This window comes from Desulfovibrio legallii, assembly GCF_900102485.1.
Taxonomy (GTDB): domain Bacteria; phylum Desulfobacterota; class Desulfovibrionia; order Desulfovibrionales; family Desulfovibrionaceae; genus Desulfovibrio; species Desulfovibrio legallii_A.
The window spans coordinates 50,059-67,374 of record NZ_FNBX01000016.1 but is presented as its reverse complement, the minus strand read 5'-3'; the positions used below and the strand labels follow the sequence as shown (position 1 = coordinate 67,374).

General features: G+C 63.0%; 14 protein-coding genes, 2 tRNA genes and 1 pseudogene. 6 read left to right on the top strand and 11 right to left on the bottom strand.

Translation table 11 applies throughout. The annotated features are described in order from the left end of the window. Nucleotides 1–291 (bottom strand): annotated as a pseudogene (locus BLS55_RS12325) (integrase core domain-containing protein); the annotation flags it as partial. On the opposite strand from BLS55_RS12325, the gene BLS55_RS09625 reads away from it, so the two are divergent. Next, complete coding sequence (locus BLS55_RS09625) at nt 257–940, top strand: site-specific integrase (RefSeq protein ID WP_180365441.1); 684 nt, start codon at nt 257–259, stop codon at nt 938–940. The pseudogene BLS55_RS12325 and the gene BLS55_RS09625 overlap by 35 nt on opposite strands. Nucleotides 941–1,076: 136 nt before the next feature. Here the strand turns inward: BLS55_RS09625 and BLS55_RS09620 are convergent. Further along, a tRNA-Glu gene (locus BLS55_RS09620) sits at nt 1,077–1,153 on the bottom strand. Between the two features lie 10 nt (nt 1,154–1,163). Next, a tRNA-Gln gene (locus BLS55_RS09615) sits at nt 1,164–1,238 on the bottom strand. A 362-nt stretch (nt 1,239–1,600) separates the two neighbouring features. Here BLS55_RS09615 and BLS55_RS09610 point away from each other — a divergent pair. From BLS55_RS09610 to BLS55_RS09595, 4 genes are all read left to right on the top strand, one after another. Continuing rightward, entirely contained in the window at nt 1,601–3,043 is a 1,443-nt protein-coding gene (locus BLS55_RS09610; protein ID WP_092154669.1) for a putative sulfate exporter family transporter, read from the top strand. 24 nt (nt 3,044–3,067) lie between these two features. After that, nucleotides 3,068–3,229: a bacteriocin-type signal sequence gene (locus BLS55_RS09605; protein ID WP_092154667.1), complete on the top strand. Its 162-nt coding sequence runs from the start codon at nt 3,068–3,070 to the stop codon at nt 3,227–3,229. A gap of 77 nt (nt 3,230–3,306) precedes the next feature. After that, on the top strand, nt 3,307–3,543 hold the full coding sequence (locus BLS55_RS09600) for a hypothetical protein (protein WP_092154665.1): 237 nt from the start codon (nt 3,307–3,309) through the stop codon (nt 3,541–3,543). Nucleotides 3,544–4,023: 480 nt separating this feature from the next. After that, nucleotides 4,024–4,473, top strand: a complete 450-nt coding sequence (locus BLS55_RS09595; protein ID WP_092154664.1) for a 2-thiouracil desulfurase family protein — start codon at nt 4,024–4,026, stop codon at nt 4,471–4,473. 392 nt (nt 4,474–4,865) lie between these two features. Here the strand turns inward: BLS55_RS09595 and BLS55_RS09590 are convergent, their stop codons facing one another. The 8 genes from BLS55_RS09590 to carB all read right to left on the bottom strand — a co-directional run bounded on the left by BLS55_RS09590 (nt 4,866) and on the right by carB (nt 16,308). Beyond that, complete coding sequence (locus BLS55_RS09590) at nt 4,866–5,543, bottom strand: outer membrane protein (protein WP_092154663.1); 678 nt, start codon at nt 5,541–5,543, stop codon at nt 4,866–4,868. Nucleotides 5,544–5,909: 366 nt separating this feature from the next. Beyond that, entirely contained in the window at nt 5,910–7,193 is a 1,284-nt protein-coding gene (locus tag BLS55_RS09585) for an OmpP1/FadL family transporter (protein WP_092154662.1), read from the bottom strand. A 78-nt stretch (nt 7,194–7,271) separates the two neighbouring features. Next, nucleotides 7,272–9,629 carry a replication restart helicase PriA gene (gene priA, locus BLS55_RS09580; RefSeq protein WP_092154659.1) on the bottom strand — a complete coding sequence of 786 codons (2,358 nt, stop codon included), beginning with the start codon at nt 9,627–9,629 and terminating at the stop codon, nt 7,272–7,274. 272 nt (nt 9,630–9,901) lie between these two features. After that, nucleotides 9,902–10,774 (bottom strand): UTP--glucose-1-phosphate uridylyltransferase GalU, encoded by an 873-nt coding sequence (galU, locus tag BLS55_RS09575; protein WP_092154657.1) that lies wholly within the window; start codon nt 10,772–10,774, stop codon nt 9,902–9,904. A 170-nt stretch (nt 10,775–10,944) separates the two neighbouring features. After that, nucleotides 10,945–11,187, bottom strand: a complete 243-nt coding sequence (locus tag BLS55_RS09570) for a glycine zipper domain-containing protein (protein ID WP_092154655.1) — start codon at nt 11,185–11,187, stop codon at nt 10,945–10,947. Nucleotides 11,188–11,217: 30 nt separating this feature from the next. After that, nucleotides 11,218–11,646: a hypothetical protein gene (locus tag BLS55_RS09565; protein ID WP_092154653.1), complete on the bottom strand. Its 429-nt coding sequence runs from the start codon at nt 11,644–11,646 to the stop codon at nt 11,218–11,220. Between the two features lie 219 nt (nt 11,647–11,865). Then, nucleotides 11,866–12,996 (bottom strand): glutamine-hydrolyzing carbamoyl-phosphate synthase small subunit, encoded by a 1,131-nt coding sequence (gene carA / locus BLS55_RS09560; protein WP_092154651.1) that lies wholly within the window; start codon nt 12,994–12,996, stop codon nt 11,866–11,868. Nucleotides 12,997–13,065: 69 nt separating this feature from the next. Next, nucleotides 13,066–16,308, bottom strand: coding sequence for a carbamoyl-phosphate synthase large subunit (gene carB / locus BLS55_RS09555; RefSeq protein ID WP_092154649.1), 3,243 nt, complete (start codon nt 16,306–16,308; stop codon nt 13,066–13,068). A 237-nt stretch (nt 16,309–16,545) separates the two neighbouring features. Between carB and BLS55_RS09550 the strand changes: the two genes are divergently transcribed. Further along, nucleotides 16,546–17,310 carry a class I SAM-dependent methyltransferase gene (locus BLS55_RS09550; RefSeq protein WP_092154647.1) on the top strand — a complete coding sequence of 255 codons (765 nt, stop codon included), beginning with the start codon at nt 16,546–16,548 and terminating at the stop codon, nt 17,308–17,310. The last annotated feature ends 6 nt before the right edge of the window (nt 17,311–17,316 follow it).

Below are 17,316 nucleotides of genomic sequence, written 5' to 3'. Positions count from 1 at the left end.
TGGGTTCTGTTCTGCCGGCAAAATTCTTCTGGCGTCAGCCAGCCCAGCGAACTGTGCGGCCGCCGCTGGTTGTAATCCTGCCTCCAGGCTTCAACTGCTTGACGGGCGTCATGTACGGATAAAAACACATGTTGATTCAAACATGCATCACGGAATTTCCCGTTAAAACTTTCAATATGCCCATTGTCCGTGGGTTTCCCCGGACGAGTAAAACTCTATCGCAACGCCATGCGCAACTGCCCAGGCATCCAGTGCCTTGCCACTAAATTCCGGGCCGTTGTCAACTTTTATACGTTGCTGCTTTCTCAACCTCGCAGCGCGTAAAGGCGAACTGCTCAAGTTGACTTGGCAGGATGTGGATTTTGAGCGCGGCACCGTTGTGCTAACAACGCGCAAAACCCGCACAGGTACGGCCAAACGTGACGAAATGCCCATGAATGAGAACGTGCGCACTACCATGCTCTGGCTGTGGCAATACCGCCAGGGCAAAGGGAGCCATGTGTTCACCTGCCCGGTTGAGCCGTACGTCGGGCAACCCTATAAAACGGCAGCCCACGTGATGAAAAGGCTTTGTGCCAAGGCCAGGGTGAAACCATTTGGGTTTCATGCCATCAGGCATCTGGCGGCCACCATTCTGGCCCAGGAGGGCAAGAGTCTCTTTGCCATCCAGCACGCCCTGCGGCATGAAAAGCAGACAACTACGGACAGGTACCTGCACAGCCTTGGAGCATTTGCGGAAGTTTCGGATGCCCTGAGCGCATTGGCAAGCCGTGGCCCTGCAAGTTGTCACCCCTTTCCTGCCCCTTCCGCGCTTTCACGGAAAAAGGATTCTTTTACAAATGAAAATGAAGAGAAGCAGGGGGGAGGGGCAAAGGCAGGCGTGGTTCGCCTCAGTCAGGGACTGATTTGCGGTAAATTCACCCCAACTGGAACGGAGTAGAGAACATGCTTCAGGCTTTCTTATCTGGAAACGAAAAAAGGCTGCACGTAAGTGCAGCCTTTTTCAAAACTAACCCCCAGGGCTAACCCCATGTGGGTATCTGGTGAGGTTTTGACTATAACCTCTTGGAATCAATTGGCGTCCCCAAGGGGATTTGAACCCCTGTCGACGGCGTGAAAGGCCGTTGTCCTGGGCCGGCTAGACGATGGGGACACCCTATATGTGGCTGGGCTGCAAGGACTCGAACCTTGATTAGCGGAGCCAGAATCCGCCGTCCTGCCAATTGAACGACAGCCCAACGCGAGAGATGGGTATATGTGAAAGCCTGGGGGCTGTCAACAAAAAAGCAGCATTTTTTTAAAAAAGTTCATACATGGGGGGCGATAGGGGGGAGAATGGGCGGCTGGGCCCCGGTTGTTAAACTTTGAACGAATGCTTGACAATATTGAGTATACAGGTAAGTTGACCTGGAGGCGCCACTGCGGTCCCGACACGCGGACGGTCAGTGAGCTTCAGTGGTTTCCCTGTCGTCACCGCGGCAAATCCCGTTGCCCAGCCATAATGTATCAAACTGATACAAGCCGGTTGCTGTGGCCGGGAGGTGACGGCAGGGTGGTGTTTTAGGTTCACTTGCATAATCTGCAATGGAGGAGTTTGGGTATGGCATCAACAAAGGCAGGTTTTAATGAAGATAAAGTCGCCCTGTTGATTGGCTGCTTTATCTTCGTTCTGGGCCTCGGCAAGATGATCGGCCTGGATCCGCTGGGCTGGGTCCTGAAAATGGGCATGTGGGTCGATAACCCCATCGACAGCTGGCGCTCGGCCACCAAAGGCATGCTGCCCGGCTGGGGAGCCCTGGTGGCCAGCTATGTGTTCATCACGGCCTTGCTCGCCATAGGCGTTAAGACCATGAAAGGGAATGTGGGCAAGTTCATTTACGGCTTCACCATCATTTTCTTCATTGCCATCGCCTGCTACACGGTAGGGGCCAATGCTTATGTGGCCGCCAACCCCACGCAGCTCAGCAAAATGGGCATCACGTGGTCCCTTGGTTTGAGTACGGAAGCGGGCCTCATTGTGGCGCTGCTCATGGGCATTGCCATCGGCAACTTCGCCCCCGGCTTTGCGGAATCTCTGCATGACGCCTGCCGGCCGGAGCTTTTCGTTAAAATCGCCATTGTTATCCTGGGTGCAGAACTGGGCGTCAAGGCCGCCAATGCCGCCGGTTTTGCCGGGCACATCATTTTCCGGGGCCTGTGCGCCATTGTGGAAGCGTATCTGCTCTACTGGGCCCTTGTGTACTACATCTCTCGCAAGTACTTCAAATTTAATAAAGAATGGGCCGCGCCTCTGGCTTCGGGCATTTCCATCTGCGGCGTCTCCGCGGCCATCGCCACGGGCGGCGCCATCCGCGCCCGGCCTGTGGTGCCCATCATGGTGTCTTCGCTGGTGGTGGTCTTTACCTGCATCGAAATGCTGATTCTGCCTTTTGCGGCACAGTACTTCCTGTATTCGGAACCCATGGTGGCCGGCGGCTGGATGGGCCTTGCGGTGAAGTCCGACGGCGGCGCCATCGCCAGCGGCGCCATCACGGAATCGCTGATTCTGGCCAAGATGGCCGGCCTCGGCACCCAGTGGGAGCCCGGCTGGATCGTGATGGTGACCACCACGGTCAAAATCTTCATCGATATGTTCATCGGCGTTTGGGCATTGGTGCTGGCCTACATCTGGACCGCCAAGTTCGACAAGACCCGCGGCGAGCGCACCATGACCTGGGGCGACGTGATGGACCGCTTCCCCCGCTTCGTTCTGGGCTACCTGGGCACCTTCCTGATCCTGCTCATTATCTGCCTGTCCTCGCCCGACCTGCATAAGCTCGGCAAGGCCATGTCCGGCGCCATGAACGGCTTCCGCGTGCTCTTCTTCCTGCTGACCTTCTTCAGCATCGGCCTGGTTTCCAACTTCCACAAGCTGAAGGAAGAAGGCATCGGCCGTCTGGCCGTGGTGTACATCGTGTGCCTGTTCGGCTTCATCATCTGGATCGGTCTGTTCATTTCCTATGCCTTCTTCCACGGCATGACCCCGCCTGTGGTGGGTGCGTAGTCCAACGAAGGGAGAGTTACAGTTATGGATAACAACGAAGTGAAACTCCATGAAGAAATTCAGAAAATGGAGTATGAACCCCTGGATCCCGTTGAACTGAAGCTGGTGCACTGGAGCATCGGGCTGGGCATTGTCCTGCTGGTGGTGCTCTTCCTCATCAGCAAGTTTGTGATGACCACACACTAGGCGGAGCTGCATTCCGGCTTGTAACGCACCGGGAGGGGCTCGCCCCCTCCCGGTGTTCGCATCAGTAAGGATACGTTATGCCGCGCTATCATCTGCGTTACCTGAAAGGCCCCAACTACACGCTGAACCTGGAATATGAAGCCGTGGTGGAAGCGCCCTCCTTTGAGGCTGCGCTGGCTCCTCATACCGACTGGCCCATCACGGAGAGCTATGATCACGCTACGGCCACGGCCTGGAATCCCGGCACCAGCATGTATTATCAGGAATTGTGGGAGGCGGCCCTGCTGCCCGCCACCGAAGAGGCCGACGCCTGACGGAAGGGGCTTTTGGCCTTTTCTTTTCAAACGCGCGCCACAGCTTTCGCCGCTCGCTTGTGATGGCAGAGCCAGCTTGCTGGGGCTGTCCATCACAAGCGAGCGGCTTTTTGCGGGCGGGTTGCGCTCATGTCTGTTGTGCCAGGTTTGCCTGCAGTGGCTGCACGCCGGGCAACCGCGAAAAGCCGGCACAACGCCCGCCGCAAAGGCGTGAATGTCTCTGCGCGGTTACCTGCGTCGGAAGGGCTTTTTGCCGTTGCCAGACATCCGCAAGATACTAGGGAATTTTAAATTTGAAATGCCGTGTCAGCTCGTTAGCAGACACCCGCCGAGGATGAGCGCAATTTACTGCGCTGTTAGCCGCTGGAAGGCGCGTGCCGGAAACTTTGAGAATGTATATTCTCAAAGTTCATCTGCTCTATTGCAGACTTCAGGATTTGCATCCGCAGCATCGTCGTGCGCCCCAAAGGATGTCATTGCGTGAAAAGCCGGTTTGTAGTCAGCGCTTGCCTGGCGGGCGTTCCGTGCCGGTATGACGGCAGAGTCGTGTCTTGCCCGCCTGTGGTGCGCCTGGTGGCTTTGGGGCGAGCTGTGCCGGCCTGCCCGGAATGGCTGGGCGGTCTGAGCGTGCCGCGTCCGCCCTGTGAGCTTTGCCAGGGTCGGGTGTGCACCCGTGCCGGGGGTGATCTGACGGCCGCCTTTGTGCTGGGTGCGCAAAGGGGCACGGCGCTGGCGTTGCGCCAGGGCTGCACGGCGGCCATCCTTAAAAGCCGTTCGCCTTCCTGTGGGCTGGGCCAGGTGTACGACGGCACGTTCAGCGGCGCGTTGCGGCCCGGCGATGGCCTGTGGGGCCCGTTGCTGCAAAAAAACGGGCTGCACCTTTTCACGGAAGAAAACCTGCCTGCATGGCTGACGGATGGCCACTTTTAGGGCTTTTCAACGTTGCAATGCCCTGGCGGCTGCGTGAGCAGACGCCCGCTGGGGAGGCGTAAGCGCAAGTTATTTGCGCTGTTAAGCGCCGAAGCGCGCGTGCCGTAAACTTTGAGAATGCCTGTTCTCAAAGGTAATCTGATCGAGTGCCCGGGGTGCCGTTGAGAAGGCATCCTCGGCTTGTCGCAGCCAAGCGGCTTTTTCCCCTTACAGCAGCACGCCAGAGTGCACCGCCGACGTGGTTTATTAAGAAGCCCGTTCCAACATGCCGGCCACGCCGTGTCCTTGGCCGGCATGTGCACACCGCTCTGGTGCCATTTTGGGGGGCGGTGAGGGCAAAAAAAACCCCGGCAGGGCCGGGGCTGGGAGCAAAAGCGGTTGGGGGGGGCTGCTCAGAAAGCGAAGCGCAGGCCCACCATGAATTCGTTGTTGTAGGGGCGGTTGCCGATTTCGTACTTGCGGCCGCCGTTGGTGGCGCTCACTTCGTTGTAGCCCAGGCCCACAAAGCGGTAGGAGGCGTCAATGGCGAAGTTTTCGTTGAAGTTGTAGGCCACGCCCGCGCCCACGTTCCAGGCAAAGTTGGTGAAGCGGTCGTCGGCGGAGAACTTGTTGCCGTTATTGTCGGTAAAGTCATAGCCCACATAGTTGAAGGCCAGACCGAGGCCCGCGCCCACATAGGGGGTGAAGGCCGAGTCGTTGTGGAAATCCCAGAACAGGTTGGCGAAAAGGGTGGAGCTGTTCCAGGTGCCTTTCACTTCCTGGATGTACTGGCCGCCGTCGCTCCAGGTTTTTTCGTTGTTGCCGCGCAGGGCGAATTCCACTTCCGCGCGCAAGGGGAGCATCTGTTGCGGCCAGAAGTCGTAGCCCAGGGCAAAGGCGCCGCCCAGGGTGAACTGATTGTAGCTGTCCACGCCGGTGCCGGCCAAGGCGTCGGTGCGCTCGGTATTGCCGGTGCTTTGGATGCTCATAAGAAATTTAGGAGCCAGATACATGCCCGTGCCCTCGGCAGCGGCCATGCCCGGCAGGGCCAGGGTCAAAACAAGTGCCAGTGCGGCGATGATGCGTTTCATGGCAGTCCTCCTGTGTGCTGTCCCTCACAAATGTCAAGGGCAGCCACCACTCTGGCGCAGCTGTTAGAGATTGTCAATAACTTTTCTATACTTCAGTGTACAACTAGGAGTATTGCGCTGGATGGCGGCTTCGGCCATGGCGGGCTGGCCGCGCCTGCGCCGTTGTGCCCACGCCTGTTTGCCCAGCCGCTTGCGCGCATCGGGCCTGCGCTGGCGGCGGCAGTATGGACTTGCAACGTTGAAATGCCCTGACGGCTGCGTGAGCAGACGCCTGCCGTGCAGGCGTAGCGCAATTTATTGCGCTGGTAAGCGCCGAAACGAGCGTGTTGTAACCCTTGACCTGCATATTCTCAACGTTAAAATGCTCTAAAAGGCGTAGGCCAGGGAAACCATGTAGACGTTGGCCGAGACGTTTTCCGAGTGCCCGCCGCGGATGCCGGTGAGCTGGTTGCGGATGCCGTTGGCGTCGGTGCGGTCATAGTCCGTGCTGTTGATCCAGAAATGGGCGTAGGCCAGGTCCAGGGTCCAGTTGTTCCAGGCGAAGCCCGTGCCCAGGCTGAGCATCTGGCGACCGTTGACCGGCATGATGTAGTCCGCGTGGTCTTCATTGAGTACCGGCGTTTCATAGGCAAAGCCGGCGCGCAGAGCCCACCAGTCCAGGGGGCGGTATTCCACACTGGCGTTGAAGTTCCAGCCGTCCCGCCACTCCTTGTTGTTGACGGAGCCGTAACCGTTATCCATGTAGATGTTCAGGGCGTTGTAGGTGGACCAGCGCGTCCACACGGCCCCTACCTCGAAGCTCAGGTTTTCCAGAGGCTTGTAGGCAATGCCCAGAGCGGCGGAATCGGGCAGCTGCAGGGTTGTGTTGGCGGAGCAATCCTCGGCGCGGGGCAGGTGCTGGCCCATCTTGATAAGCATGTTCTGGTCGTGATGGCCAAATTCCACATCGCCGTCCAGGCGCATGGTTACCTGGCTTTTGTAGCTCAGGCCCACGGACCACTGGTCGTTGAGGCGCATGTGCAGGCCGAACTGCGCGCCCATGCCCCAGCCCGTGCCTTCCAGCTGCATGTCGTTGTCGTAGCGCTGGCCCGTGGAGGTGACGGTGGGAATTTTGTTGCCCAGGTACATGTGGGCGTACATGGCTTCCACCCCGGCGGAAACCGAAAACACGTCGTTGAGCTTTACGGCCAGGGTGGGCACAAAGGAAAAGGTCTGCACGCCCACGTCATAGACATTGTAGCGGCCGTCCCAGTTGCCGGAAAAGCTGTTGCCCAGGCCGAAGCGGGAAAAGGCCGCCAGGCCCAGCCAGACGCGCTCGTTGAGCTGTTGCGTCAGGTAGGCGTGGGGGGCTGTCCATACAGCGGGTTTGGTGTAGGTGGTGTGATCGCTGCCGTCCTGCATATCGGCCTTGATGCTGCCGGAGGGCGCAATAAAGGCAAATCCGCCCATGGCCTGCGTGCCCGGCAGCTGGGTAATGCCGGCCGCATTGTACGCCAGGGCCGAAGGGTCGTCGGCCCGGCCCACCATGCCGCCTGCCAGGGAAACGCCCCTGGCGCTCCATTCGTTGAGGGCGAACCCCTCGGCCCCTGCCACGGACGCGCAGCATAACACCAGCGCCAGGCCCAAAACACACGCGCGCAGACCCCGCATTGCTCCTCCAATTCCCTATAATGACGTGCTGAGAAATGCGCCGTCGACCATACGCCGCGGCGCGGATACGAAGGAGATTCACAACATATTTACGGGATCAAGGTCAAGAAAAAGTCTCAGCCGCGCGGCCGCTTTTTGCCGCTGCGCGAAAAAAAAGACCTGCCGCAGGGCCTGCCAGTCCTGCGCTTTGAGCAGGCAGGAAAAACGCTTGCGCCCGCGCAGCAGGGCTAAAGGCGCGGGGGCGGGCCCCAGCATCTGCACGCCCAGCTCCTTGGCCTTGCCGCGCATGGCGGCGGCCATTTCGGCCAGGGCCGGGGGGCCGTCCTGAGCGTCTTTTTCAAAAGAAATGCGCACCAGGGCCAGGCGCACGAAGGGCGGATAACGCCGCAGGCGGCGGCGGGCCAGCTCTGCCTGGTAAAAGCCTTCGTAGTCCGCCGTGCGCACGAATTCCCAGCAGTAGTGGCTCACGTCGCGGGTCTGGATGAGCACGCGGCCGGGCTTTTCTCCCCGGCCGGCCCGGCCCGCGGACTGCACCAGAAGCTGAAAGGTGCGCTCCGCCGCCCGATAGTCCGGCAGGTTCAGCCCCAGGTCCGCGTCGGCCACCACCACCAGGGTTACCTGCGGGAAATGGTGCCCCTTGGAGAGCATCTGCGTGCCCACCAGGATGGGCGCTTCCTGCCGGGCAAAGGCGGCGAGGATTTCCTCCATGCGGCCGGGGCGGCGGGTACTGTCCCGATCCAGGCGCAGCACGGGGCCGGCAGCCAGCACGCCCAAGCGCTCGGCCAGGCGTTCGGTGCCCTCGCCCAGGGGCAGGTAGTCCGTACCGCCGCAGTGGGGGCAGGGCGAAGGGAAGGGTAGGCTGTAGCCGCAGTAGTGGCAGACCAGGCGCTCCAGCCCCTTATGGTAGGTCAGGCCGATTTCGCACTGGGGGCAGCGCAGCACGCGGCCACAGTCCAGACAGTACATAAGGGGAGCGTAGCCCCGGCGGTTGAGCAGCACCACGGCCTGCTCCCCCCTGGAGACGACGGCGCGCAAGGCCTCTTCGCTGGCCGGAGCCAGCATGCCTTGCCCGGCCGCAGGGGCAAGGCCGCTGATGTCCACCAGCTCCACCGGCGGCAGATCCCGGCCGCCTACGCGCCGCGGCAGGCGCAGCAGGGGCAGGCGGCCGGTTTCCGCCGCATAAAAGGTCTTGAGATCCGGCGTGGCTGAACCCAGCACCAGCAGGCCGCGGGCCTGGGCCGCACGGAACCAGGCCACCTCCTTGGCCTGATAGGCCAGGCTTTCTTCCTGTTTGAAGGAGCCGTCGTGCTCTTCATCCAGCACAATGCAGCCCAGACGCGGCACGGGCAGGAACAGCGCGGAGCGTGTGCCCACCACCAGGCAGGGTTCTTTGCGCTCCGCCAGCTGACGGAAGGTGGCTTCCCGCCGCGCCGGGGTCTGGTAGCCGTGGTGGAAGTAGAGCGGCGTTCCGGGCAGAGCGCAGGCCGCGTCCCGCCTGAGTTTATGCGCTAAGGCCACCTCCGGCGCGAGCAGGAGCAGGCTTTTGCCCGCCGCAAGGCAGGCCTTGGCCAGCTCCAGATACACGGCCGTCTTGCCGCTGCCCGTCACGCCGAAAAGCAGGCGGGAGGCTGGCGCGTCGGTCTGCAGGGCCGCCAGCAGGTCGGCCAGGGCGTCAGCCTGGTCGGCATTGAGGGCAAAGGGGGCCGGGGGCGGCGGAAGCAGGCTCTGTTCCAGGGCGTCCGCCGGGTCTTCCGCATCCTCCCGGCTCAGGGCCACATGCCCGGCGGTCAGCAGGGCGCGCAGGGCCGGAGCGGCCTGCCGGCCCAGATCCCGAAGCACCTGCCGACGGCACACGGCCCCGTGGGCGTGCAGATACTCCAGCACAGCAATCTGCCGGGCGGCGGCAGGCCGCACAGGCCAGGGCGGGTCCGCGCGCAGCAGGCAGAGCTCGGTGCTGGCCGCGTCCGTGCCTGGGGGGAGCAGCCGGGCCGCGCCGGAGAGCAGGGCAGCAGCCAGGGCCGTCCGGGCCGCCTGGTCCGCCGCGCGCAGCCGCGCCAGCGACCAGACTGCTGCCCGGCCCTCCTGCAGGCAGTGCAGACGCACGTCTGTTTTGCGCAGGCCCGCGGGCAGCACATGCCCCAGGATGTGGCCGGGCGCAAGCCCCTGGCGTCGGGCTAGGTCCTGGGCCAGGGCCAGCAGATCCGTCGGGAGCAAGGGGGCGGCCTCCAGGGGCCAGAACAGGGATTTGCAGGCGACGCCTGGCGGCAGATCCACCTGGGCGCTGGTCTCCAGCAGCACGGCGGCACGCAGGGTTCCCCGGCCCAGAGGTGCGGCCACACGCAGGCCGGGCCGCCAGAAATCCACGGGAAATTCGGGCGGCAGACTGTAGCTCAGACTGGCGTAGGGCGGGCTCAACAGGGCAACGGTGGCGTACATGCAATGCTCTCTGGGGTGTAAACGAACCCCTCCGCGGGCGCGGCCTGCGGAGGGGCGGGAAAACGCGGGCGCGCAGCAGGGCAGCCTGCGCGCCTTTGGGAACTGTGCGCGAACGGAGTCAGGCCCTGGCGCATGGCGCACATGACCTGCCGTAGCGGCTGCGTGAGCAGAAGCCCTCTGTGGCGGCGTAAGCGCAATTTATTTGCGCAGATAAGCGCCGAAACAAGCGTGCCGCAAACTTTGAGAATGCATATCCTCAAAGTTAATCTGCTCTAATGGAACTGCACGATCTTGCGCAGCTTGTCCAGCAGCTCGTAGCGCAGCTCTTCGTCCTGCAGGGCAAAATAGATGTTGGCGGTGAGAAATTCGGCCCAGTCGCCGGCGTCAAAGCGCATGCCGGTCATACGCACGGCCATTATGCCCCGTTCCTGGGCCATGGCCTGCAGGGCGTCTGTAAGCTGAATTTCGCCGCCGTGGCCGGGCGTGACTTTTTCCAGATAGTCGAAAATGTCCGGCGTAAGGATGTAGCGGCCCACAATGGCCAGGCGCGAGGGCGCGTCTTCCCGCCGGGGTTTTTCCACCATGCTTTTGACGCGGTAGACGCCAGGGGTCACTTCTTCGCCGTCAATAATGCCATAGCGGTCGACTTTTTCCCACGGCACTTCCATGACCCCAATGACGGGCATGTTTTCGGCCAGGGCCACTTCCTTGAGCTGACCGATGCCGGGCACGCCACCGAACATGAGGTCGTCGCCCACCATAATGGCAAAGGGATCGCCCCGCACCAGCTCGCGGGCGCAGAGCACGGCATGCCCCAGGCCCAGCTGCTTTTTCTGGCGCACGGACATGATGTTGACCATTTCCGCCACGCGGCGCACCTCGGCCAGCTTGTCCAGTTTGCCCGCCCGTTGGAGCACGGCTTCCAGCTGCAGGTTGTAGTCAAAGTGGTCTTCAATGACGCTCTTGTCCCGGTTGGTGACGAAGATGACGTCTTCAATATCGGCGCGCTGGGCCTCCTCCACAACATACTGGATGACAGGTTTGTTGTAGATGGGCAGCATTTCCTTAGGAATATTCTTGGTGGCTGGCAGGGAGCGCGTGCCCCATCCGGCTACGGGGATGACGACCTTGCGAATATCCTTCATGTCTGCCTCCGGTTTTAGGGGGGATTTGCCTGTAATTATGAGCCCAAAAAAAGCGTTGGGCAAGTGAAATCCGGCACAGGGCTCGGGCCGGATCAGGACAAAAAAGGCCGCCCGGCAAGGGCGGCCTCTCTGTGGCGGGAGGCTTTCCCCCCGCCGGGCGGGCCGGTTTGTTACCAGCCTTTGTTCTTGCTTTGCTCGTGGCCGATAATGCCGCCGGCCAAGGCACCCACGCCCGCGCCGGTCAGCGCGCCCCAACCTGCGGAGCCGCCGGCTATGGCGGCCACGCCTGCGCCGCCCAGAGCGCCCAGGGCCGCGCCGCTGGCCACGCCCTGCTGGGTTTTGCTCATGTTGGTGCAGCCGAGGCCGCTGGCCACCACTGCGGCCAGAAGGCCGATCATCAGGAATTTTTTCATAGCAATCTCCTTGCGCTGCCGTGCGGCCACTTACTTGGCGGCCAGACGGGGCGCGATGAGTTCATACCAGATCACTTCCATGACCGGGCGGTCGAGGCTCTGTGGGTTGGCGGCGTACCACTTGTCCACTTCGGCCGCCACCTGGGCCCGGTTCATGCCCTTGAAGGCCTTCATCCAGCCTTTTTCAAAGGGGGAGAGGGTGTAGACCGGGCGTTTGCCGGCCTTGGCGGCTTTTTCGGTCAGTTTGGCGTTAACAAAGTATTCCACGGTAATGGCGGTTTCCACCCCGAAGAGGAAGGAGGCTTTTTCAGATTCTTCGGTGCGTTGCCAGACGGCTCCCGTGAATTGTTCCACGGGGTTATTGCGCGTGGTGTGCGGTCCGTCGTCGGCGGCCAGGGCCGGGGCGCAGGGCGCCGCCAGGGCCAGGGCCAGGGCCAGACTCAGCAGTGTCTTTTTCACGCGAAGCTCCTTTGGGGTTGGGGTCATGGCGGCAGGGCCGCCAAAAGACGCGCGGACGTCGCCCCAGCATAGCCGCAAGCACCGGGGCATTTCAAGTGCCGTCTTCCCGGGCCGGCTGCGCCCGGCGCGTTCGCGCAACGGGCAAGGCCCTTGTTTTGCGCGAGGCATTCCGGCAAGGGCCGCGCGCGTAACGGGGCCGGCAGAGCCGGCGGCCGGGCCTCAGGCGTTGACGGCTGCGGCAATCATATCCTTAAACCGCGCAAAAAGGTAGCGCCCGTCGTGGGGGCCCGCCGCGGCTTCGGGATGGTACTGCACGCTCATGACGGGCAGCTTGACGTGGCGCAGCCCTTCCAGGGTGTTGTCGTTGAGGTTGACGTGGGTGGCCTCCACATCGGGCACGCCGTCCAGCACCACATGGAAGCCGTGGTTCTGCGACGAGATTTCAATGCGTCCGGTGGTCAGGTCTTTGACCGGGTGGTTGCAGCCGTGGTGGCCGAACTTGAGCTTGTCCGTGCAGCCGCCCAGGGCGTGGCCGATGAGCTGGTGGCCGAGGCAGATGCCCGTGACCGGGAACATGTCTATAAGCTCGCGCACCAGGGCGATTTCGCTGGTCAGGGTGGCCGGATCGCCAGGGCCGTTGGAGAGGAACACGCCCTGGGCCCCACTGGCCTTGGCCTGCGCCGCGCTGAAATCCGGAGGCACGGCCAGGGGCTCGAAGCCCGCCGCGCAGAGGCAGCGCAGGATGTTCCACTTGATGCCGTAGTCATAGACCAGCAGGGGCAGGCCCGTGCCGCGCCAGGCATACGCGCCGTTTTCGTCCAGGCTGACGTCCTGCGGGGCGTTGTCGATCCAGGCGTAGGGCGTGCGGGCGGCCACAAAGGGCACCAGGTTGCGGCCCTTCATGGTGGGCAGGGCGCGGGCGCGTTCCTGCAGGATGCGGGGGTTCTGCTCCCTGGTGGAGATGACGCCGCGCATGGCCCCGTGCAGGCGCAGGTGGCGGGTCAGGGCGCGGGTGTCCAGCCCTTCCATGCCTGGGGTTTCATAGCGCTGGAGAAAGGCGGGCAAAGACATGGCGGCCCGCCAGCTGGAAGGCTGCCTGCAGCATTCCTTGACCAGAAAGGCGGCGCAGTGCACCCGGGCGGATTCCATGTCTTCCGGGCAGATGCCGTAGTTGCCGATGAGCGGATAGGTCATGCAGACCATCTGCCCGTAGTAGGAGGGGTCAGTGAGCACCTCCTGATAGCCTGTCATGCCCGTGGTGAAGATGACTTCGCCGCCGGTTTCAAAGTCGCCGGTAAAGGATTTGCCTTCCAACGTAAAGCCGTCTTCCAGCACCAGCAATGCTTTCATACTGTACCCCCGCGCAGTTTGCGCGTCATATCTTTCTGCATCGGCCCGCCCGTGGGCGTGGCCCGTAGCCTATGCCCGCGCTTCGCGCGCGTAGTATTCCTGCAGGCTTTCCACATGCACCTCGTCGCGGCGGGAGCCGATGGCCGTGGCCGTGGCCCTGGCGGCGGCGATGGTGGTGCAGTAGGGCACCTTGTACATAAGGGCCGCGTGTCGGATGGCTTTGGAATCCCTGGCCGTGTGCTTGCCAGAGGCCGTGTTGATGACCAGGGCCACCTCGTGGTTGATGAGCAGGTCCACGATATTGGGCCGGCCTTCATAGACCTTGAGCACCTCTTCCACTTCCAGGCCCTGGGCGCGCAGCACGGCGGCGGTGCCGCGCGTGGCCAGAAGCTGGAAACCCAGCGTGGCGAATTTTTTAGCCACTTCAGGCAGATAGGGCTTATCCCTGTCGTTGACCGAAAGGAAGATGCGTCCGCCCTGGGGCAGCACCTGGCCTGCGCCCAGCTGACTTTTGAGGAAGGCTTCGCCAAAGCTCGGCCCCATGCCCATGACTTCGCCTGTGGAGTGCATTTCCGGTCCCAGGATGACGTCCACGCCGGGGAAGCGCTGGAAGGGCAGCACGGCTTCCTTCACGCAGACGAAGCCGCCTTTGCGCAGGCCCCAGGGGTCCAGCTCCTCCAGGGTTTTGCCCAGCATGACCTGGGTGGCCAGGTAGGGCAGGGGCACGCCCGTGGCCTTGGAGACAAAGGGGGCCGTGCGCGAGGCGCGCGGGTTCACTTCCAGAATATAGATGTCGTCGCCCTTAATGGCGAACTGGATGTTCATGAGGCCCACCACGCGCAGCTCCCGGGCCAGGGCTTCGGTCTGGGCCGCGATGTTGGCCACATGGTCGTAGGAGAGGGAGTAGGAGGGCAGCACGCAGGCCGAGTCGCCGGAGTGGATGCCGGCTTCTTCGATATGCTCCATAATGCCGGCAACATAGACGTCCTTGCCGTCGGAAAGGGCGTCCACGTCCACCTCCACGGCGTGTTCCAGGAACTTGTCGATGAGGATGGGATGCTCCGGCTTCTGGGGCACCTGGGCGTGGAAGTAGTCGGCAAGCTCCGCAGCGTCGTAGACCACAGCCATGGCGCGCCCGCCCAGTACATAGCTTGGCCGCACCACCACGGGGTAGGTGATGCGTTCGGCCGCCGCCTTGGCTTCTTCCAGGCTCATGGCCGTGCCGTTGGGCGGCTGCAGCAGATGGAGCTTCTGGATGAGGGCCTGAAAGCGCTCCCGGTCTTCGGCCCGGTCAATGGCGTCCGGGCTGGTGCCCAGGATGGGCACGCCCGCGCGCATGAGGGGCACGGCCAGGTTGAGGGGCGTCTGTCCGCCGAACTGCACGATGACGCCTTCGGGCTTTTCCTTCTCAACAATGTTCATGACGTCTTCAAAGGTCAGGGGCTCGAAGTAGAGGCGGTCCGAGGTGTCGTAGTCCGTGGACACGGTTTCGGGGTTGGAGTTGGCCATAATGGCCATGACGCCCGCGTCGCGCAGGGCAAAGGAGGCGTGGCAGCAGCAGTAGTCGAACTCAATGCCCTGGCCGATGCGGTTGGGGCCGCCGCCCAGGATGAGCACCTTGCGCCTGTCTTCCACCGCCAGCTCGTCACCGCGCTCGTAGGTGGAGTAGAAGTAGGGGGTGTAGGCCTCAAATTCCGCTGCGCAGGTATCCACCAGGTAGTAGGTGGGCACGATGTCCATTTCTTTGCGCAGGCGGCGGATGTCGCTTTCGGGCCGTTTCCACATTTCGGCCAGCTGCCGGTCGGAAAAGCCGTACTCTTTGGCCTCGCGCAGGATGTGGCGCAGGTCCGGGTTGGCGGCTGTCATGTCGTTGGCCAGGCCGAAGTCGCTGATGCGGGCCTCCATGTCCACGATGTCCCTGACCTGCCGCACAAACCAGGGGTCAAAGGAGGACGCGGCCACGATTTCTTCCTCGCTCAGGCCCGCGGCCAGGGCCTGACGCAGGGCGAAGATGCGTTTGGAATTGGGCCTGTGCAGGGCCTCCAGAATGGCGTCGCGTTCGGGCAGGGCGGCGCGGAAGTTAAAGCCCAGGCCCGTGGCCCCGATCTCCATGGAGCGCAGCCCCTTTTGCAGGGCTTCCTTAAAGGTGCGGCCGATGCTCATGGCTTCGCCCACGCTCTTCATGGAGGTGGTCAGCTCGTCCTTGGCCCCGGGGAACTTTTCAAAGGTAAAGCGCGGCACCTTGACCACGCAGTAGTCGATGGCCGGCTCAAAGCTGGCCACGGTCTCGCGGGTGATGTCGTTGCTGAGCTCGTCCAGGGTGTAGCCCACGGCCAGCTTGGCCGCGATTTTGGCGATGGGGAAGCCCGTGGCCTTGGAGGCCAGCGCCGAGGAGCGCGACACCCGCGGGTTCATCTCAATGACCACCAGGTCGCCGTTGGCCGGATTAATGCCGAACTGCACGTTGCTACCGCCCGTCTCCACGCCGATTTCGCGCATGATGGCGATGGAAGCGTCGCGAATCTTCTGGTATTCCGCGTCTGAGAGCGTCTGGATGGGGGCCACGGTGATGGAGTCGCCCGTGTGCACGCCCATGGGGTCGAAGTTTTCAATGGAGCAAATGATGACGCAGTTGTCCTTGGCGTCGCGCATGACCTCCATCTCAATTTCCTTCCAGCCCAGCACGCTCTGTTCGATCATGACTTCGGAGGTGGGGCTGGCGGCAAGGCCGTTGGCGGCCACCTCTTCCAGATCTTCCAGGTTGTAGGCCACGCCGCCGCCCGTGCCGCCCAGGGTGAAGGCGGGCCGCACGATAAGCGGGAAGGGCAGCACATTGCCCAGGCGGCGCACGTCGTCCATGCTGCGGGCAATGCCGCTGGCCGGCACCTGGAGGCCGATGCGCTCCATGGCCTCGCGGAACAGCTCGCGGCTTTCGGCCTTTTCAATGACCTCGGCCCGCGCGCCGATGAGCTCCACGCCGCATTCCGCCAAAACGCCGCTCTTGGCCAGCCCAAGAGCGGCGTTCAAAGCCGTCTGACCGCCAAGGGTGGGCAACAGGGCGTCGGGGCGTTCCTTGCGGATGATGGTGGCCAGGGTTTCATGCTCGATGGGTTCCACATAGGTGGCGTCGGCCAGGTGCGGATCGGTCATGATGGTGGCCGGGTTGGAGTTGACCAGCACCACCTCGTAGCCCTCTTCCTTGAGAGCCTTGACGGCCTGGGAGCCGGAGTAGTCAAACTCGCAGCCCTGACCGATGATGATGGGCCCCGCGCCGATGACGAGAATTTTGTGCAAATCCGTACGCTTGGGCATTGGATCTTCCTGCGGATTTTGGGGATGGGAAGGGCGGCCTCGGCCCTGCCGACGCCGTTTGCTAAAACTGGGGAACAATACATGCCAAGCCCTCGGCCGTCAACCGTGCCGACGGCTGGCGGGCAAACCGGTTGGCGGCGCGATCTGCAGGGATGCGCCCTGCGTGCGGGGCGGCGGGCAGGGTGCGGGCCTGCCCTGTACAGCCCGGCGGCAATGCGTTATGGTGCCACGGTGAAGATGCCGCCGCAACCCTCTGGCAATGCCCCGGAATCCGCGGGCACGCACGGGCTTACCGCCTACAGCCCGCATATTGCCGTGCGCGCGGCGGGGCGGCTGTGGCGGCTTGAGCGGGCGGCCGATCTGGAATCGTTGTGGGAAGCCATGACCGCCGACCCCGACGATTTTGCCGATGAGCGCCTCCCTTACTGGACGGAACTCTGGCCCGCCAGCGTGGCCCTGGCCGACTGGCTGGCCCTGCGGCGGGAGGAAATCGCCGGGCGCGCCTGCCTGGACCTGGGCTGCGGCCTGGGGCTCACAGCCCTGACGGGGCAGTGGCTGGGGGCGCGGGTCACGGCCGTGGACTACGAGGAAGAAGCCCTGCGCTTCGCCCGCCGGAACGCCGCCCGCAACAACGTGGACCAGCCGTTATGGGCAGTCATGGACTGGCGGCGGCCCGCTGTGGCCCAGGGCGGCATGGCGCGCGTCTGGGGCGGCGACATCATGTACGAAAAGCGCTTTGTGGCCCCGGTGCTGCACTTTCTGGACCGCGCCCTGGCCCCGGACGGGGCGGCCTGGGTGGCGGAGCCGGGCCGCACTGTGTATGAGGCCTTTCTGCACGCTCTGCACAACGGCGGCTGGCAGGGGCGGCAGGTTTTCAGCCGCGTTGTGGAGCCCATCTACGCCCAGCCTGTGCCCGTCACCGTGCGGGTCTGGGAAATCCGCCGCGCCCCGGCCTTTCCAACTTCCGGCGGCGGGCGCATCGGCAACGGGCGGCTCCGCTGAACAGCC